This is a genomic window from Arthrobacter alpinus, from assembly GCF_900105965.1.
Lineage (GTDB): Bacteria > Actinomycetota > Actinomycetes > Actinomycetales > Micrococcaceae > Specibacter > Specibacter alpinus.
In genome coordinates this window covers 336,362-353,757 of record NZ_FNTV01000001.1, presented here as the reverse complement: position 1 = coordinate 353,757, position 17,396 = coordinate 336,362, and the positions used below count along the sequence as shown (strand labels likewise).

The 17,396-nt window shown below is 59.8% G+C and carries 17 protein-coding genes; 4 read left to right on the top strand and 13 right to left on the bottom strand.

All coding sequences use genetic code 11. From position 1 onward, the window contains the following. Window positions 1-28: 28 nt before the first annotated feature. The 9 genes from atpA to BLV41_RS01540 all read right to left on the bottom strand — a co-directional run bounded on the left by atpA (window position 29) and on the right by BLV41_RS01540 (window position 8,297). On the bottom strand, window positions 29-1,666 hold the full coding sequence (atpA, locus tag BLV41_RS01580; protein WP_044571612.1) for a F0F1 ATP synthase subunit alpha: 1,638 nt from the start codon (window positions 1,664-1,666) through the stop codon (window positions 29-31). 114 nt (window positions 1,667-1,780) lie between these two features. Continuing rightward, window positions 1,781-2,596 carry a F0F1 ATP synthase subunit delta gene (locus BLV41_RS01575; protein WP_074709946.1) on the bottom strand — a complete coding sequence of 272 codons (816 nt, stop codon included), beginning with the start codon at window positions 2,594-2,596 and terminating at the stop codon, window positions 1,781-1,783. Next, window positions 2,596-3,147 carry a F0F1 ATP synthase subunit B gene (locus BLV41_RS01570; protein WP_044571617.1) on the bottom strand — a complete coding sequence of 184 codons (552 nt, stop codon included), beginning with the start codon at window positions 3,145-3,147 and terminating at the stop codon, window positions 2,596-2,598. Before BLV41_RS01570 ends, BLV41_RS01575 begins: the two co-directional genes overlap by 1 nt. A 75-nt stretch (window positions 3,148-3,222) precedes the next feature. Continuing rightward, window positions 3,223-3,438, bottom strand: coding sequence for an ATP synthase F0 subunit C (locus BLV41_RS01565; protein WP_044571619.1), 216 nt, complete (start codon window positions 3,436-3,438; stop codon window positions 3,223-3,225). Window positions 3,439-3,526: 88 nt separating this feature from the next. Further along, entirely contained in the window at window positions 3,527-4,339 is an 813-nt protein-coding gene (gene atpB, locus BLV41_RS01560; RefSeq protein ID WP_044571621.1) for a F0F1 ATP synthase subunit A, read from the bottom strand. 91 nt (window positions 4,340-4,430) lie between these two features. After that, window positions 4,431-4,685: a hypothetical protein gene (locus tag BLV41_RS01555; protein WP_044571623.1), complete on the bottom strand. Its 255-nt coding sequence runs from the start codon at window positions 4,683-4,685 to the stop codon at window positions 4,431-4,433. Continuing rightward, window positions 4,682-5,200, bottom strand: coding sequence for a Cg1360 family ATP-synthase-associated protein (locus tag BLV41_RS01550; RefSeq protein WP_074709943.1), 519 nt, complete (start codon window positions 5,198-5,200; stop codon window positions 4,682-4,684). Before BLV41_RS01550 ends, BLV41_RS01555 begins: the two co-directional genes overlap by 4 nt. A 173-nt stretch (window positions 5,201-5,373) precedes the next feature. After that, window positions 5,374-6,414 carry an MraY family glycosyltransferase gene (locus tag BLV41_RS01545; RefSeq protein ID WP_074709940.1) on the bottom strand — a complete coding sequence of 347 codons (1,041 nt, stop codon included), beginning with the start codon at window positions 6,412-6,414 and terminating at the stop codon, window positions 5,374-5,376. After that, window positions 6,414-8,297 carry a polysaccharide biosynthesis protein gene (locus tag BLV41_RS01540; RefSeq protein WP_074713029.1) on the bottom strand — a complete coding sequence of 628 codons (1,884 nt, stop codon included), beginning with the start codon at window positions 8,295-8,297 and terminating at the stop codon, window positions 6,414-6,416. Before BLV41_RS01540 ends, BLV41_RS01545 begins: the two co-directional genes overlap by 1 nt. A gap of 194 nt (window positions 8,298-8,491) precedes the next feature. Between BLV41_RS01540 and BLV41_RS01535 the strand changes: the two genes are divergently transcribed. The 4 genes from BLV41_RS01535 to BLV41_RS01520 all read left to right on the top strand — a co-directional run bounded on the left by BLV41_RS01535 (window position 8,492) and on the right by BLV41_RS01520 (window position 11,879). Continuing rightward, a complete protein-coding gene (locus BLV41_RS01535) occupies window positions 8,492-9,391 on the top strand; it encodes a glycosyltransferase (protein WP_074709937.1) in 900 nt (299 codons plus the stop codon). Next, window positions 9,388-10,365, top strand: coding sequence for a glycosyltransferase (locus BLV41_RS01530; RefSeq protein ID WP_170835402.1), 978 nt, complete (start codon window positions 9,388-9,390; stop codon window positions 10,363-10,365). Before BLV41_RS01535 ends, BLV41_RS01530 begins: the two co-directional genes overlap by 4 nt. Next, window positions 10,362-11,360: an NAD-dependent epimerase/dehydratase family protein gene (locus tag BLV41_RS01525; protein WP_074709935.1), complete on the top strand. Its 999-nt coding sequence runs from the start codon at window positions 10,362-10,364 to the stop codon at window positions 11,358-11,360. Before BLV41_RS01530 ends, BLV41_RS01525 begins: the two co-directional genes overlap by 4 nt. A 111-nt stretch (window positions 11,361-11,471) precedes the next feature. Then, window positions 11,472-11,879, top strand: a complete 408-nt coding sequence (locus BLV41_RS01520; protein WP_074709932.1) for a (R)-mandelonitrile lyase — start codon at window positions 11,472-11,474, stop codon at window positions 11,877-11,879. Window positions 11,880-11,951: 72 nt separating this feature from the next. On the opposite strand, the gene BLV41_RS01515 is transcribed toward BLV41_RS01520, so the two are convergent. From BLV41_RS01515 to rho, 4 genes are all read right to left on the bottom strand, one after another. Then, window positions 11,952-12,791: an L-threonylcarbamoyladenylate synthase gene (locus BLV41_RS01515; RefSeq protein ID WP_074709930.1), complete on the bottom strand. Its 840-nt coding sequence runs from the start codon at window positions 12,789-12,791 to the stop codon at window positions 11,952-11,954. A gap of 74 nt (window positions 12,792-12,865) precedes the next feature. Then, the gene (gene prmC / locus BLV41_RS01510) at window positions 12,866-13,759 is read right to left on the bottom strand and encodes a peptide chain release factor N(5)-glutamine methyltransferase (RefSeq protein WP_074709928.1); all 894 of its coding nucleotides are present in this window, start codon (window positions 13,757-13,759) and stop codon (window positions 12,866-12,868) included. Beyond that, a complete protein-coding gene (prfA, locus tag BLV41_RS01505; RefSeq protein ID WP_074709926.1) occupies window positions 13,725-14,798 on the bottom strand; it encodes a peptide chain release factor 1 in 1,074 nt (357 codons plus the stop codon). Before prfA ends, prmC begins: the two co-directional genes overlap by 35 nt. A 150-nt stretch (window positions 14,799-14,948) precedes the next feature. Next, on the bottom strand, window positions 14,949-17,213 hold the full coding sequence (rho, locus tag BLV41_RS01500) for a transcription termination factor Rho (RefSeq protein WP_074709923.1): 2,265 nt from the start codon (window positions 17,211-17,213) through the stop codon (window positions 14,949-14,951). Window positions 17,214-17,396: the final 183 nt, after the last annotated feature.

Here is a 17,396-nt window from a genome sequence, read left to right as displayed (position 1 = left end):
GGACCGACAAGCTAAGCATTAGATGGTGTCAGCGTTTCTGCTTGACGATCTTTTCCTGGTCGACTGCTTCGGCGGCAAGCGCATTGAACTCTTCGTGGCCGGCGCCGACCAACTGGTCGTCACCCTCCGCGAAGAAGCCCTTCTTGAAGGAGTCGATATTGGACTTGAGCGCGTCCACAGTCGAAGGCTCCAACAAGTTGGTTTCAGCCAACGTGGTCAGGATCGACGTCTTGTGACGCAGGTGCTCGAGGAATTCGCTCTCAAAGCGGAGGACATCCTCAACCGGAACGTCATCGAGGTAGCCGTTGGTACCCATCCAGATTGAAACAACCTGGTTTTCGACCGGGAACGGTGCGTACTGGCCCTGCTTGAGCAGCTCCATCAAACGCGCTCCACGGGTCAGCTGCTGCTTGGTAGCGGCATCCAGGTCGGAGGCGAACATGGCAAATGCCTGCATGTCGCGGTACTGAGCCAGTTCAAGCTTCAAAGTACCGGCAACCTTCTTCATGGCCTTGACCTGTGCTGCACCACCAACGCGGGAGACAGAGACACCCACGTCAACAGCGGGACGCTGGTTGGCGTTGAAGAGGTCCGACTGCAAGAAGATCTGACCATCGGTGATGGAGATGACGTTGGTCGGAATGTAAGCCGAGACGTCATTTGCCTTGGTTTCAATGATCGGCAAACCGGTCATTGAACCTGCGCCGAGCTCGTCAGAGAGCTTTGCACAACGTTCGAGCAGACGGGAGTGCAGGTAGAACACGTCACCGGGGTAGGCTTCGCGTCCCGGCGGGCGGCGCAGCAACAGTGAAACCGCGCGGTAGGCCTCAGCCTGCTTGGACAGATCGTCAAACACAATCAGGACGTGCTTGCCGGCGTACATCCAGTGCTGGCCAATGGCCGAACCGGCGTACGGAGCCAAGTACTTGAAGCCGGCCGGGTCAGACGCCGGAGAGGCCACGATGGTGGTGTACTCCAGTGCGCCGTGATCAGCCAAGGTCTGGCGAACAGCAGCGATCGTCGATGCCTTCTGGCCAATTGCCACGTAAACGCAGCGAACCTGCTTCTTGACATCTCCGGAAGCCCAGTTGGCCTTCTGGTTGATGATGGCGTCAACGGCCAGGGCCGTCTTGCCTGTCTGACGGTCGCCAATGATCAGCTGACGCTGCCCACGGCCGATCGGGATCATGGCGTCGATAGCCTTCATACCGGTCTGCAGCGGTTCGTGAACCGACTTGCGCTCGGTAACGCCGGGTGCCTGAAGTTCCAGCGCACGGCGGGTGTCGGATTCGATCTCGCCCAGGTCGTCAATCGGCTGACCCAAGGGGTCAACGACGCGGCCAAGGAAGTTATCGCCAACCGGCACGGAGAGGATCTCTCCGGTGCGGTGGACTTGCTGGCCTTCGGCGATGCCGTTGAAGTCGCCAAGGACGACCACGCCGATCTCGCGTGTGTCCAAGTTCTGGGCCAGGCCCAGTGTGCCGTCTTCGAAACGAAGAAGCTCGTTGGCCATGACGGAGGGAAGACCCTCCACCTTGGCAATGCCGTCACTTGCCGTGGTGACGCGGCCAACCTCGACGCGCTCCGCGTTGCCCGGTTCATAGGACGCTGCGAACTCATTCAAGGCATTCCGGACGTCGTCGGCATTGATGGTCAAGTCGGCCATCTGCAGTCCCTGCTCTCCTAAGTTGTGGCTACCACCAAAATATTTTCGGTGGTGGCAGCCTAAGTGTTTGATTCAGTCTGTTGTGGACTGGCTGTCAAGAAAACTAAACGTTTCCTACACTGCCAACCGGCGGCGAAGATCGGACAGTCGAGTGGCTGCGGTTGCGTCAACAACCTCATCCCCTACAACTACCTTGATCCCGCCGACTAATGTCGGGTCGATGTTGACATTGATCTTCAAATCGCGACCATAGAGATTGTTCAAGCCAGCCTGCAGTCGAGTGATCTGCTCTGCGCTCAGGTCACGAGTGACACTGACGTAGGCAATCCAACGCTGCTGGCGCTTGGCAACCAATTCCACGAAACGTTGCACCAAGGCCGTGGGCTTGAGCCCGCGGGGGGCGGTTACGGCCTGGCGGATCAACAGCGCAGCGACGTCGCCTGCCTGCGGAACAACCTTGAGCGCCAGGGCGCCCTTGGCCGTTGCCGAAGCCTGCGCATCGTCCAAGGCACGCTGCAGATCATGACTGGATCCAACAACTCGGATGAACGCGAAGAGTTCCTCTTCAAGCTTGTCCAGGTTGGCAGAGCCGTCACCTTGACCTTCAGCAACCGCGATCGCCGATGTTGCTGCCAAGACTTCCAGTGCATCGCCCAGGTCACGAGCTGAGCTCCAGCGTGCAGCAGCCAGCTCCAGGAACACGGCCTGTGCAGGTGCACCGACCTTGCCTGAAAGAAGGCTGGTGGCCAGTGCTGACTTCTCCGCACCCTCGCGGGTGGGATCGGTCAAGGCGCGGCGCAGGCCGGCGTTGCTGTCCAGAAGCCCCAGAATTGCAAAGAGGTCCTGAGCCAATGCGATCGACGCAGTGGCAAGCTTAGGTTCCAGCGACTCAAGAGCCGCTGCCAATGACTTGCTCGATACACCTGCCATTACTTCGATGCACCCGCGTTCGACTGGTTTTCCAGGTCGGCCAGGAAGCGTTCAACCACACGGTTTGAACGCGCGTCGTCGTTAAGCGCTTCGCCGACGATCTTGCTTGCCAGTGACGTTGCCAGTGTGCCAACCTCGCTACGGAGGGAGTTCACGGCGGCAACGCGCTCGGATTCGATCTGAACCTGAGCCTGGGCGGTGATGCGTGCAGATTCCTCTGCAGCCTTCGCCTTCAGCTCGGCCAGGATCTGGGCGCCTTCTGAACGGGCGGCCTCACGGATGCCATTGGCTTCCGTGCGAGCTTCCATCAGCTGAGCTTTGTACTGCTCCAAGAGGGCATTAGCTTCGGCCTGAGCCTCTTCTGCCTTCTCGATCCCACCCTCGATGGCTTCTACACGATCCGTGTATGACTTCTCGAAGGTTGGAGCGATGAACTTCTTCACCACAAAGAGCAGGACAGCGAAAGCTACGGCAGTGACTAGCAGTTCCCACAAATTGGGAACAAGCGGGTTGACACCCTCGCTAGCAAGGATTACTTCTGCGGTAATCATTTCTCACTTATCCTTTAATCTGATATTCGTCCATAAACAATTCAGCCCGCAAATACGGGATAAAAAGTCTTTAGACTAGACGCCAACGACGAAGGCGAAGACCAGGCCAAGGATGGCCAGTGCTTCTGCAAGGGCGAAGCCAAGCAGTGCGATGGGCTGCAGGATGCGCTGAGCTTCCGGCTGACGAGCTACACCGTTGATGTAAGCGGCGAAGATCATACCCACACCAATGGCTGAACCAATTGATGCCAGGCCGTAGCCAATCATGTTGAGCGAGCCGTGGAGTTCCATTTCGTTCCTTTCAAGATACCGACGTTGTGCCGGCAGGTTGTGAGGTGATTCTGTATTCGAGAAAAATTGGGGGTCTTGCGAAGAAAACTTAGTGTGAATCCGCTTCCAGGCTGCCCTGGATGTAGATCGCGGTCAGCAGGGTAAACACAAAGGCCTGCAGGACCATGATCAGCAATTCCAAGCCATACATGGCAACAGAACCGGCGATCACGGCAACGCCAGTGGCGTTGAGCAGGATGTTGTCCTGTTCCATGATCAGGTACTGTGCACCGCTACCGGCCAAAACCACGATCATGTGGCCGGCCAGCATCGTTGCCATCAAACGCAGTGAGTGCGTCAGGGGGCGAACGATGAAGTTGGAGATAATCTCCAACGGCACGAGCAGCGGCAAAATCCAACCGGGAACACCGGAGGGAACCACTGCAAGCTTGAAGAAGCGGATGCCGTTCTTCTTGACGCCAACAGCAATCCACGTGAAGTAGATGATTGCAGCAATCGCATAAGCGCTGCCGGCGTGGGAGAAGGACGGGAGCTGTAGGAACGGGATGGCACCAAAGATGTTGTTCACCAAAACAAACATGAAGACGGTGAACAGCAGCGGTACCCAGGGGCGGAAGTTCTTCTCACCCATGATGTCGCGGCCAACAGTGTTGCGGGCGAAGCTGTAAAAGCCTTCAGCAAAGAACTGGGCACGGCCCGGAACAAGTTTCGGGTTTCGGATCGCGGCCTTAAAGAACCAAGCGATCAAAACCACCGACAAGATGATCATGATCATCTGCTTGCCAATACCGGTGCCGTATTCGGACATCCAAGGCAAGATATCGGGGAGGTGGGTATCGCTAATCGTCGGTGGAACGAAGCCACCGTCATTCGAGGCCATCGGGAGCGCAAACGCGGTCAACGCGCTGTCCTCTCTGCAGTTTCGGTCATAGGGCAAGTATGGTGTTCCATCCAGGGATGGTCAGCACCGTGAGAAGTTCTGATGGTGGCAATCATTGTTGTTTCCCGTCATCGAGGCGGCCATGCCTTTGATGATGCCGGGCCAGAAAGTAACCGCACACCGCGCCAACAGGCAAGGCGGCGAACAAAATCCAGCCAGTATTCAACAAATTGTCCACTCCCCACCCTATCAAACCCCAGAGCAGGATTCCGCCAATGATGTAGGTATAGTCCAGCTTTCCAGCATTGGACTTTGGTGGAACTACCACATGTGTTGGCTCATTCGCATCAGGGGCATTGTCCGTCACGGAAGGGTGCCTTTCTTTTCGCCATCGGCAGCAGTGCCGCCGGCGGTGGGAGCCTGAGCAGCACTCTCGTCAAACACCAAGAAACGTTGTTTGGTGAAGTTAACTACCTCGGTTGCCTGCCATAGCAGGACAGTCGCAACGGCGGCTCCGGCAAACCAAGGTTTGTTGAGCCAGCCAGGAGTGCCCATGGCATAAAGAACTGCGGCAAAACCAACCACTTTGACAAAGTAGGTCATGACGAAGACGCCCATAACAGCTGACGGCATCTTCTTTCCAACGATGTGTCCTACCAACAGGCTGAGCCCGAAGAAGACAATCACCAAAAGGGCACCGAACAGTACGCTGAGGACGCCCTGAACATCGGTAAAAATGAACGCCAAAACCACCATGATCACCACGGCAGCCCCGGCAACCAGAAGGCATTTTTTCAAGATGTTCCAGCTGGGGCTCGCAGTGGGACCCGAGGCCGTTAGCGGGCCCCGCTCAGCGCTGTTGTTGGCGCTTGCGTCCTTCATGTGAACTCCATCGTCAGGGAGATTCCTCTCCCGTCACATTCCCGCAGGTTACGTTGCCGCCGGGCGGCACGACTGAGGGAGGGCACGGAGAGAGGGCGGTGAGTGTCACCAACCACAATTCTACACGAGATAGAACTTGATCGCGACGTGGAGGAGCCGCGCACGAGGCGACGCTAAGATCCAGCCTTCGCAGCCCGACGCCGCAGATAACCCTGAAACAACGTCGGTGTTCGCAGGTAGCCCAGCACCACCGCAAATCCTGCCGCGGTGGCCACCACCTGGGTTACGTTGCCGCCCTCGGCCGCCAGGATACCCAACAGGCTCACCAGAATGGTTGCACAGCCCACAACCCCGGTGGCCTGAATATGGCTCAGCCCCACGATGTTCAAGCGCTGGTAGACATGCTGGCGGTGCGCCACATACCAACGTTCACCGGCGAGCAGCCTGCGCAGGAATGTCACAAAGGTGTCCACCAGATAAATCAGTACGGGCGAGAAAATGTACTCCACGGGGACGCCGGCCAGGAAGGCACACATTGCCGTCACGGCGATCGAAGCACCCAACAGGTAGCTTCCGACATCACCCAGAAATACTTTGTTGCGGCCAAGGTTCCATGGCAGGAAACCCGCAAACGCCAGTGCGATCGCAATCCCCGCGTAGACCAGCCATGCGTGACCAGCCACATGTCCCGCATAGGCGTAGAACCCGCCCACAATGAGTCCGTGCGTGCCTGAGATTCCATTGATGCCATCCATAAAGTTGGCAACGTTGATATAGGCGGCCACGGCGATCGCACCAATAGGGATCAGCCACAGCTGCTGTTCGCCCGGATCAAGAATCGCCACGGCAGCGGTTGCCAATCCGCCCACGGCCAGCTGTGCGCCGGCGCGAAGCTTGACCGACAAGCCTCGAATGTCTTCAATCCAGCCAATCGCGGAGGCGGCGACTACGACGCCGAGGATGACTACCAAGGTCAAGGAACCTTGGCGCCCGTTCCCCGACTGGGGCAAAAACACGGCCGCCAGGACAGCGGCAGGCAGGGCCACCGCTGTTGTAATTCCCATGCCGCGAATGGTGGGCCGGGTGTGGGAGGAACGCGCATTGGGAACGTCCAGGACGCCGGCGCGTGCCAAGAGCGGTCGCACGAAGGCTGGCAGCACGAGCGCCAGCGTCAACGCTATGGCGCCTACGGTGATTTGTGCCCAGGTCTCCATCAGGCACCTGCCGCAACGTCGCCGTCGGACTCATCAATGCTGGCTCCGTTGGGACCAGCCTCATCCTTGCAGCGCTGGAGCCACAGCGAAAGATCCAGATCTGCCGGATTCAGCGGCGGGGCGTAAGTGTGCGAAATTTTGGCGTGCCCGTCGGGGTCCTTGGTTTCGTCGTCACCGGTGAGCTGTTCGTGCAGCTTTTCGGAGGGACGCAGGCCCGTGATCTTAATTTCAATATCACGCCCGGACATGGCAATCATGCGTTCGGCCACGTCCATAATGCGTACGGGTTCGCCCATGTCCAGGATCAAAACATCACCTCCATGCCCTATGGCGCCAGCCTGGATGACCAACTGGCAAGCCTCGGGAATGGTCATAAAGAAGCGCGTGATATCGGGGTGGGTCACTGTGACGGGGCCACCCTTGTTGATCTGATCCGTGAACAGCGGCAGCATTGACCCGCGGCTGCCGATGACGTTGCCAAAGCGCACAGACACGTAGCGCTGGCCCGTCTCCCCTGCCATCCAGGAAGTGAGCTTCTCGGCTGCACGCTTGGAGTGGCCCAGGGCAGTCGTGGGGCTGGCGGCCTTGTCAGTGGAAACGTTCACATACGTTTCAACGCCTACATTCTGGGCTGCGCGCAGCACATTCAGCGAACCTAGGACGTTGGTTTGCCAAGCCTCTTGCGGGTACATCTGCAACAGCGGCGCATGTTTAAGCGCGGCAGCATGGAACACCACTTCCGGGCGGCGCTGCGCAAAGATCTTGTCCAAGGCCTCCTCGTCCCGGATATCGGCCAGAACAATGTTTTGGTTGTCGAGCAGGCCGTGGCCCTCGATGGAAAGTTGCGTTTGTTGCAGCCCGGACTCGTCACGGTCAAGCATGACCAATTCGGCAGGCTCAAACCCGTTCAGCTGGCGGCACAGCTCCGAACCGATGGAACCACCAGCACCCGTGACAAGAACACGCTTTCCCTTGATGTAGCCGGCAATCTGCTCCACCTGGGTTTCCACGGGGCTTCGGCCAATCAGGTCGGCAACATCGATTTCCCGGAAATCGGTCAGCCCGCCCTGCTTGTCGCGGTTGGTGTCGGGGGTGAGCATTTCCTGCAGCGGCGGCAGAATCAAGACCTTGACGCCCAGGCCGGCAACGCTGTCGGAAATCTCCCGGATCCGCTTGGAACTCAGGTGCGCCATGGCCAAGACCACCACGGTTGACTTGGTGCGCTTGATCAGTTCAGGCAGCTCGTCGCCGCCACCGAGGACACCTACCGAACTCAGGCGCAGGTGCTTTTTCGTTGCGTCATCATCGACAAGGCCAACGGGCACGTACGGCGACTCCGGGTCCTGAACCATGCGGGTTACAAGTGAGTTGCCCAAGAAGCCCGCACCGTAAATCAAGGTCTTTTGGGCTTCTTCACCAAAGATCGGTTTGCCCTCAACGTAGAGCCGCTTGGCGTAGCGGATGGCGGCCATGGACAACGCAGCAAAGGGGAAAGCAATGACAGCCACGGATCGTGCCACGTGGAGCTCACTGATAAAGATCGACAAAACAATGCTGGTGACAACACACACGATCAGGGTCACCGCAACGAGTACCCGGGCCTCATGAATGCTGCCAAAGGTGTAGCGGCCACGGTAGAGGGCCATGTACCAGCCGGCGATCAACTGGGTGGCAACTGCCACGGCGATCAAGATGCCGAGACCGGCGAAGTTGATCAGGCCAATATCCAGTTCGTAGCGCAGCAAGACAGCCAGGAATAGGGCTACAATCCACGCTATTGAATCCAAGATGGCCTGTGACCAAAGCCATATGAGCGGCTTGCGATCACTGTCTATGGAAGTAGCTGCGGGGTGTCCGCCTGCCTGTGTACTGGTGGTATTCAACGTGATTCGTATTTCCGTTTTCTGCCAAGTTGTCTGCGGCGGGGCGCTGTTGTCCACGGCGCATCAAACCACTAGGAGGTGGCTGTACTAATGTGGAAGGTACACAAGAATAGTAATCCCTTCCGATGATTACTCACTGTTTAGCCGTGCCGGATGCCGTGCAACGCCGCGGGCACCACCCGAGAGGACTCCCCTTGACAGACACAGTAGCCGTCGCTGCCGTCACCTTTGACCGGCCCGAGGACGTGCGAACCCTGCTGGGGGCCCTGGCACAGCAAACTCACACGCCGCATGCCATTGCGCTGGTTGATTCCGGCACCCAAGAGGTGCGCAACATCGCGGCCGAGGCACCAGCCGAGGTCACTTACGTTCGATCGTTGGCCAATTTGGGCGGTGCCGGCGGCTTTTCGCTGGCCATCCTCAACGCCATCGCTTCCGGTGCGCAGTGGGTTTGGATTATGGACGACGACGCCCACCCGGAAGACCCTGCCTGCCTAGCCACGTTGCTGGAGGCAGCCAAGGCCCGCAATCTTGATGTTGTGGTTCCCTTGATTGTGGCGCCCGGCGAGCCCACCAAGCTGTCCTTCCCGTTCCGGATCGATGGCCATCTAACGCATGATCGCTCCGTGGTGGAGCCCTTGGGCTTCATTGACAACGTGGGCCAGTTCTTCAACGGGGCCCTGATTCGCACCGATGTGTTCTTCAAAGTTGGGTTGCCGGACCTGCGCCTGTTCATCCGCGGCGACGAAACCGATTTCATGTTGCGGTTGCGTGAGGCCAAGGTGAAATTCGGTACCGTAACTTCGGTGGCCCTGAGCCATCCGGCGGGTTGGGGAGAGGTCCAGGAGGTTCTGGGCGACCGCCTCCACGTACTGGTTCCGGAAACCCCGTTCAAGCGTTTCTACTACTACCGCAACCGCGGTTTCCTGACCCGCAAGCACCGTCGGGTGCGCTCTTTCGTGGCCGATGCCGTGGGTTACCCGCTGTTCTTCTTGAAAAAGGGTGACCTCAAGGGCCTGGCCAAGTGGGCCAGCACCTATTCAGCAGGGCTGCGCGGTGCCAAGTTTGGTCCCATGAAGGACCAGAAATTTTGAGCACGGGCCGGCTCGAACAATTTTTTGTTGTCATCACCACCTTCAACCGCGCCGACTACTTAGCCAATCTTTTGGATTCCGTGGCGGAGCTGAATCCGGCCCCGGACGGGGTCATTGTGGTCAACAACGCAAGCACGGACAACACGGCTTCAGTGATTGCCGCCGCCGGGGCGAAGCTCGCTGCCCTGCCCTCCCCGATTCCCGTCCTTGAACACCTGTTGGCCGAAAACTCTGGTGGCGCCGGAGGTTTCAGCGCCGGCGTGGAGCGCGCCCTGGCTGCGGGCGCCCAGTGGATGTGGCTCATGGACGACGACGTCACTTGCGTTCCAGGAGCCATCGGCGCCTTCGGGCCGTGGATGGAGAAGTACGACGCCATTGTGGGCCGCCGTTTTGATGCTGATGGCAATCCCTTCTTTTGGCAGAATAATTTCAGCGCTTTCTTGGGCTTCCCACTGCCTGTGCGTGGCAATGTCTTTGCTTCCGCCAATGAATTTGCCACAAATGTTGGCTGCTTCGAGGGCATGCTGCTGCACGCCGATGCGGCCAGTTCCGTTGGCTTGCCTGACCCGCGCTTCTTCCTGAATTGGGATGACACAATCTACGGCTGGCAGATTTCCCTGCAGCGTCCGGTCATGTACGTCAATGAATTTGTCCTGCACAAGGCCCGATCCCAACGCAGCATTGATCTGGGCATCAGACACCTCAACGATTCCTCAGACCTGAGCCGTTTTTACGTCATGCGCAACCGTGGCCTGGTGGGCCAGTACCTGCGTGTCCATGGACGGTTCAATCGCGTCGGCTTCGCTTTGGGAACGGCGCTGACAGCCGCCAAGGAGTTGCTGCGTCTGGTGGGCGTGGAGAAGACACTCCGCGGCAGCGGGCGGCTGTTTGCCGGTTGGCGTGAATCCCGGAGGATTCTTGCCGCCACCGATTTTGAACCCATGCCTCCCTTGAAAGGCCAGAACATCAGATGACCATGGATTCTCCCAAGCTGCGCTGGCTCGTGCTGGGGGCCTCGGGTTTTGTTGGCAGCGCCATTGTCGCCGAACTCCGCTCACGCGGTGCACGCGTGGTCACCATGGCAGCGCCGAGGCTCAGCAGCTCGGCAACGACCCCGGAGGCCCTCGCCGCCGAAGCCCGTGCCACCCTGGACTCCACACGCATGGGCACTTCAGGCATGGCGACGTCAGTCCTGGCGGAGCTTCGCCAGGAGTGTGCTGACGCTGACATTGTCATCAATGCGGCGGGAATGGCCACTCCCGGTGACGGTGAATCGCAAGCACTCACAGGCGCCAACGCGCTCCTGCCAGCGGTGACAGCCTTGATTGCACAAGAAGCTGCTGTCCGGCGCCTTGTGCATCTGAGCAGCGCTTCGGTCCAGGGCCACCGCCGGGTCATCGATGAGAGCGCCGAGCGGGCCCCCTTTTCCCCCTATTCACGGTCCAAGGCGCTCGGTGAAGAAGTCCTTGAACTTGTGGCTTCCGGTGGCGCCCCGTCATCCGTGGTGACGGTACGGGCCACCTCGGTCCAGGGGATGGGCCGGCCCACAACCCGTTCCCTGATCAAGGTTGCCGGCTCCCCGCTTGCTTCCGTGGCCAAGCCAGGCAGTGCTCCCACACCTGTCAGCTCCATCGACGCCCTGGCCTGGTTTGTAGTTGAAACAGCTCTTTTTGCCGGTAATGTTCCGGCCTTGGTTCTGCAGCCGTGGGAAGGACTTTCGGTCAGCGACGTCCTCAACGCCGCCGGTGGCCGCGCACCTCACCTTCTACCTCATGGATTCTGCCGCACAATTCTCGCCACCGGATATTTCACCTCGGGACTTTTGGGTGAACGGTTCCATGGCCCTCTTCGCAGAGTGGAGCTGATGTGGTTTGGCCAGGAGCAGGCACCCGGCTGGGCCGACGCCGTCGGGCTTGCTCCCGTCCCCGCTGTTGCTTCCCTTCTGAAGAAAGCACGCCAGGGCCAATAAGGGGTGTATTGGCAGGGTCTCCCTCGGCGGCCAGGCCAGGCGTACTGTGAGGACAAGGTCAAGGGCAAGAACTTGACCACCAACCACCCCACAGCGACAGGAGTGCCTCGCATGCACCTAGTACCCAAAACTCCGACCACAAAAGGCCCCGCCGAGCTCTTCACGGGAGACGTTCACTTCGACGTCATTGCCGCCGGCGTTGCCCCGTCACGACTTCGGGTGAATCTCGTGCGCTTTGCTCCTGGAGCACACACAGCCTGGCACCGGCACGCCAACGGCCAAACCCTGCATGTCACCGACGGGGTGGGCCTGGTGCAGTCGCGCGGTGGCGAAATCATTGAAATGCATGAGGGCGATACCGTCTACACGCCCCCGGGCGTATGGCACTGGCACGGCGCCAGCCCCACCGATTTCATGGCCCACCTGGCCATGTGGGAATCGCTGGAGGCAGGCCAGGATGGCCCCGAAACCGAATGGGGCGATCACGTGGGTGACGGTGAATATCCCGCAGGCGGCTAAAAACCAGCCTTGTCACACAGCGATGGCCCCCAACTTTTGTTGGGGGCCATCGCTAATTATGGTCTGGATCGACTAGGACCCAGCGGCATCTTTGGAAGCTTCCGCTTCTTCAACGGGATCTGCGTTTTCGGCGGGAACAGCGTCCTGCGCCTCGGCCGGCTTCTCCAGGTTCAGCACCGGAGCGCCTTGGGCATTCTCTTCCGAAAGGGGTTCCTTGCTCAGATTTGCCGGCTCCCAGACGTCAGGTTCGACGTCTGCACCGAGCACGCTGGGGATCATGCGCTTGATCTCTTCAAGCGAGATGGCACCTTCACGGACCACTCGCAGGCGCAGACCGGTTGCGTCAACAATCGTGGAGGGCGTGGGATCGGTGCCCTCGAGCGGCCTGAAACCACTTTCCAAGTACACCTCAACCGATTCGGCCAGCTGGGTGCGTGCCTCGGAGGCGGTTTGCGCCGCCTCCTGGCCCGTCCGGTTGGCGCTGGATACAGCCAAAGGACCGGTGATGGTCAAAAGATCCAGGGCAAGTTGGTCGTCCGGGACACGCAGGGCCACGGTGCCGTGAGTCTCTCCAAGGTCCCAGGTCAAAGTTGGCTGGGCGTGGAAAATCAAGGTGAGTGGGCCGGGCCAGTACTTTTCGGCCAGCTTGCGGGCATCGTCCGGGATGTCGACGGCGAGCCCTTCCATGGTGCCGATCCGCGGGATCAGTACCGGTGGCGGCATGTTCCGCCCGCGGCCCTTGGCCGCCAGCAATGTGGCCACGGCCTGTGGGGAGAACGCGTCTGCGGCAATGCCGTAAACAGTATCCGTGGGCATGACGATGACCTGCTTGGCTGCAATGGCCTTTTGCGCATGGGCAAGGCCCTCGGCACGTTGGGCGTCATTGGTGCAGTTATAAGAAGTGGTACTCACAAATCCATTCTTTCATCACGGCGCCCAAAGCGTTGAACGCGGCCATCAATTACGAAATTCTTCGCGAAACTTTTCTAGCGTCTAATGCCGCTCGTGGCCCGATCCCGTCCCGTCAGGTCAACGTGGGTGCAAACGCTGTCCCAGTTTCCACTGTGATTGAGGAGTTCAGCCATTTGTTCGGCCTGCACTTCGGCATGCTCCATGACAAAGAATCCGCCGGGGCGCAGGAGGCGGGCGGCAGTTGCCGCGGCGGCCCCTGGCATCTCCATGCCGTCCGCTCCCCCACCATAGAGCGCCATATGGGGATCGTGGAGCCTGACCTCGATGTCTCGGGGAATGGCGGCTGAGGGGATGTACGGCGGGTTTGAGACCACCACGTCAACCGTGCCGTTGAGCTCGGCAAACGCGTCCCTCATATCGCCGTGAACCAGGACGGCCCCTGTCGGCCCCAAGTTTCGCTGTGCCCACACAAATGCGTCATCACTGAGTTCCACGGCATAAACGCTGCTTCCGGGAACCTCTGTGGCCATTGCCGCGGCGATCGCTCCGGAGCCCGTTCCAAGGTCGACAGCGATGAGCTCACCATCGGCGCCACGTTCTTGGCGCAACCGTGTTAATACATCAATGCCCAGCTGCACCACCGATTCGGTCTCCGGCCTGGGCACAAAAACACCCTTGCCAACGGCGAGTTCCAGGTGCCTGAAATACGCAACACCCGTGATGTGCTGGAGCGGCTCGCGTGCAGCGCGGCGTGCAATCAGCTCGTCATAACCAAAAGGTGCCACACTTGTGCCAAATAACATGGCGGCCAATTCTCCACGGCTCACGCCAAGGAGGTGTGCCGCCAGCAGCTGGGCATCCACCGCCGGTGAGGGCACGCCGGCGGCCGCGAGGGCCGCCGTCGCACTTTTAACCGCATCAGCCAGCAGAATCTCAGTCACCCAAAGCGTCCAAGCGTGCCTGTTCATCCATTTGGATGGCCGACTGTACGACCGGCTCGAGGTCACCGTTCATGACGGTGTCAAGGTTGTAGGCCTTGTAGCCCGTGCGGTGATCGGCGATCCGGTTTTCCGGGTAGTTGTACGTACGGATGCGCTCGGAGCGGTCCATGGTACGAATCTGAGACTTACGCACAGCCGAGTTTTCGGCGTCAACAATGGCCTGCTGGTGAGCCAAGATGCGGGCACGCAAAACACGCATACCGGCTTCGCGGTTCTGCAGCTGCGACTTCTCATTCTGCATGGCCACCACGATCCCTGTAGGAAGGTGGGTAATACGGACGGCGGAGTCAGTGGTGTTAACCGACTGGCCACCGGGGCCCGAGGAGCGGTAAACATCGATCTTGAGATCGTTCTGGTTGATGTCCACTTCTTCTGGCTCATCAACTTCCGGCAGCACCAGAACACCAGCGGCAGAGGTGTGGATGCGTCCCTGGGATTCCGTCGCCGGTACACGCTGCACGCGGTGCACGCCACCTTCAAACTTCAGGCGCGCAAAGACACCCTCGGCCGGATCGTTGGAGCGACCCTTGACGGCGATGGAAATATCCTTGTAGCCACCAAGATCGGATTCCGTGGCGGAGATGATTTCCGTCTTCCAGCCGCGGTTGTCCGCGTAACGGGTGTACATGCGCACCAGGTCGGCGGCGAACAAGGCGGCCTCATCTCCACCTTCACCAGCCTTGACCTCCAATATGACATCGCGGGCATCGTCAGGATCGCGCGGGATCAACAGGCGGCGCAGCTTCTCCTGTGCGGCAGCAAGCTGCTCCTCCAGAACGGGAACCTCGGCAGCGAATTCAGCATCTTCGGCCGCCATTTCGCGGGCAGCTTCGAGGTCATCGCCGATACTCTCAACCTGGTGGTAGCCCTCGACAACGTTGCTCAACTCCGCATAGCGTCGGCCGAGCTTGCGGGCCAGCGACTGATCGGCATGCACTTCCGGCTCGCTGAGGCGCATCTGCAGCTCAGCATGCTCATCAAGGAGCCCGTGGATGGATTCAAACATTTCAAAAACCTCTCTCGACGTAAGTCAAGTCTATTTACTTCAACAAGGGCGGGAACACGAGGGTAGTTAACGCACAAAACCGCCGTCGTTGTGAAGGCGTCCGCCAAGCGGGCGGGCCCCTTCACAACAGAGGCGGTTTCGTGTGGGTAGCTACTTGTCTTGTTCGGCCTTGGAACCCAGGGTGGTCTTCTGGATCTGCATGAGGAACTCGACGTTGGAGCCTGTTTCACGGATCTTGGAGGTCAGCAGTTCAAGTGACTGCTGCATTTCCAGACCGGAGAGCACGCGGCGCAGGCGCCACATGATCTTTACTTCTTCAGGAGAAAGCAGGTTTTCTTCGCGCCGGGTACCCGAAGCGTTGACATCCACGGCCGGGAAGATGCGCTTGTCGGCCAGCTGGCGTGACAGGCGGAGCTCCATGTTGCCGGTTCCCTTGAACTCCTCGAAGATGACCTCGTCAGCCTTGGAACCGGTTTCCACCAGTGCCGTGGCCAGGATGGTCAGCGAGCCGCCGTTTTCAATGTTGCGGGCTGCACCGAAGAAACGCTTGGGCGGGTACAGGGCTGCGGAGTCCACACCACCGGAGAGGATACGGCCCGAGGACGGAGCCGAGTTGTTGTAGGCACGGCCCAGACGGGTCATGGAGTCCAACAGGACAACAACATCCATGCCCATTTCCACGAGTCGCTTGGCGCGCTCGATGGAGAGTTCGGCAACCTGTGTGTGATCATCGGCGGGGCGGTCGAAGGTTGAGGCAATAACCTCACCCTTGACGGTGCGCTGCATGTCTGTGACTTCTTCAGGGCGTTCGTCAACCAGGACCATCATGAGGTGAACCTCAGGGTTGTTGATCGTGATGGCGTTGGCGATTGCCTGCAGAATCAGTGTCTTGCCGGCCTTGGGAGGGGACACGATCAGGCCACGCTGGCCCTTGCCGATCGGGGCAACCAGGTCAATTACACGGGGTCCGACCTTCTTGGGGTCGGTTTCCAGGCGCAGGCGTTCGGACGGGTACAGCGGAACCAGCTTGGCGAACTCAACACGGTCCTTGAGCTCGTCAGGGTTCTTGCCATTGACGCTCGTGACGCGCACCAGTGCGTTGAACTTCTGGCGGGCGCTCTGAGCGTTGCTGCGGTCTTCGCCTTCGCGCGGTGCACGAATGGCACCAACCACGGCGTCGCCCTTGCGCAGGTTGTACTTCTTGACCTGCGACAGGGAGACGTAAACGTCGTTCGAACCGGGCAGGTATCCGGAGGTACGCACAAATGCGTAGTTCTCAAGGATGTCCAAGATACCAGCTACGGGCAGCAGGACGTCGTCCTCGGTTACCTCGGTGTCATCAAAGTCCGGACCCTGGGTGCGTCCGCGGCGGCGCTCGTTGCGGTCGCGGAAACGGTCGTTGCGATCGTTGCGGCTGTTGTTATTGCCACTGCGATCGTTACGGTCATTGCGATCGGAAGTTTCGTTGACATTGCGGTCACGGCGGTTGCGGCGGTTGCGGTTGTTGCGAGAGCCGTCTTCGTCGTCGTTGTTGTTGGCGTTGTTGTTGCTGGCATTGTTGCCGCCGGTGGAGGCATTGGCGTTGGCGTTGCCCTGACCACGGTCATTGCGGTCGTTGCCCGAACGCTCGCCAGCGTTTCGCTGGTTGCGGTTGTTGCGCTGGTTGCGGTTCCCGCGCTCAGCATTCTCGCCCTCGGCGGTGTTCTCACCCTCAGTCGCCTGAACTGTCTGGGCCGCTTCGGTGGCCTCAACCGGCGCTGCCTCGGTGGACACTGCAGCCTCGGGAGCGGATTCCTGCTGGCGTCCGCCACCCTGGGCACGACGGTTGTTGCGGGTCCGCGAACGGCGGTTCTCGCCGTCGTTCTCGCCTGGCTGCTGGCTACTTGCGTCAGCTGCGGCAGGCTCAACGGCGGCCGGTGCGGCTGCCTGCGATTCCTGGGCTACGGGTGCGGAACCGGTGGTGATGATGCCATCGCTGCTGGCAGCACGGCGGCTACGGCCACGGCCTCGGGCCGGGCGCTCATTGGCGGAGCTTGATTCGGTGTTCGCGGCCTCGGTGCTGGCGGCTTCAACGACCGGCTCAGCATCCTTCTTGGCAGCGGTGCCACGCCTGGCTGTGGTCTTGGTATCGGCCGTCTTGGCGTCAACGGCGGCCTCGGATGCCTTGGCACCGGTGGTCTTGGCGGTGCGAGCCGGGCGGTCAGCTACCGAGGAGCCACGCTGGTGGGCTGAAATTGCGTCAACAAGATCCCCCTTGCGCATGCGCGAGCCGCCGGTGATGCCCAGCTGGCCTGCCAGAATCTGCAGCTGAGCCAATTTCAGGCCAGCCAGTCCTGCGGACTTTGCAGGTGCGCTCTTAGCAGTGTTGTCCAAATCAGCGGCCTGGGGAGCAGCTGAAGTTACGGTGTCGGTCACGAAGGATCCTTCCCCCTCGATGGCGGGCCCAATTCTTGGGGCCGCGATGATTAGTGTCAGAGTTCCATGTGCTGCCGCACTGGCTTGACATGGAGAATTCTGAGGTTCCATTTTCTTTTGCCAAAAAAGGCGGGTGCAGGAAATGGTGTGTTTCGCTCTTGAAATCAGATCTCAAATGGGAGT

Coding starts and splice junctions, on each gene's coding strand:
- atpA (WP_044571612.1), bottom strand. CDS start 1,666: ATGGCCGACTTGACCATCAATGCCGACGACGTCCGGAATGCCTTGAAT.
- BLV41_RS01575 (WP_074709946.1), bottom strand. CDS start 2,596: ATGGCAGGTGTATCGAGCAAGTCATTGGCAGCGGCTCTTGAGTCGCTG.
- BLV41_RS01570 (WP_044571617.1), bottom strand. CDS start 3,147: ATGATTACCGCAGAAGTAATCCTTGCTAGCGAGGGTGTCAACCCGCTT.
- BLV41_RS01565 (WP_044571619.1), bottom strand. CDS start 3,438: ATGGAACTCCACGGCTCGCTCAACATGATTGGCTACGGCCTGGCATCA.
- BLV41_RS01550 (WP_074709943.1), bottom strand. CDS start 5,200: ATGAAGGACGCAAGCGCCAACAACAGCGCTGAGCGGGGCCCGCTAACG.
- BLV41_RS01545 (WP_074709940.1), bottom strand. CDS start 6,414: ATGGAGACCTGGGCACAAATCACCGTAGGCGCCATAGCGTTGACGCTG.
- BLV41_RS01525 (WP_074709935.1), top strand. CDS start 10,362: ATGACCATGGATTCTCCCAAGCTGCGCTGGCTCGTGCTGGGGGCCTCG.
- BLV41_RS01520 (WP_074709932.1), top strand. CDS start 11,472: ATGCACCTAGTACCCAAAACTCCGACCACAAAAGGCCCCGCCGAGCTC.
- prmC (WP_074709928.1), bottom strand. CDS start 13,759: ATGAACAGGCACGCTTGGACGCTTTGGGTGACTGAGATTCTGCTGGCT.
- prfA (WP_074709926.1), bottom strand. CDS start 14,798: ATGTTTGAATCCATCCACGGGCTCCTTGATGAGCATGCTGAGCTGCAG.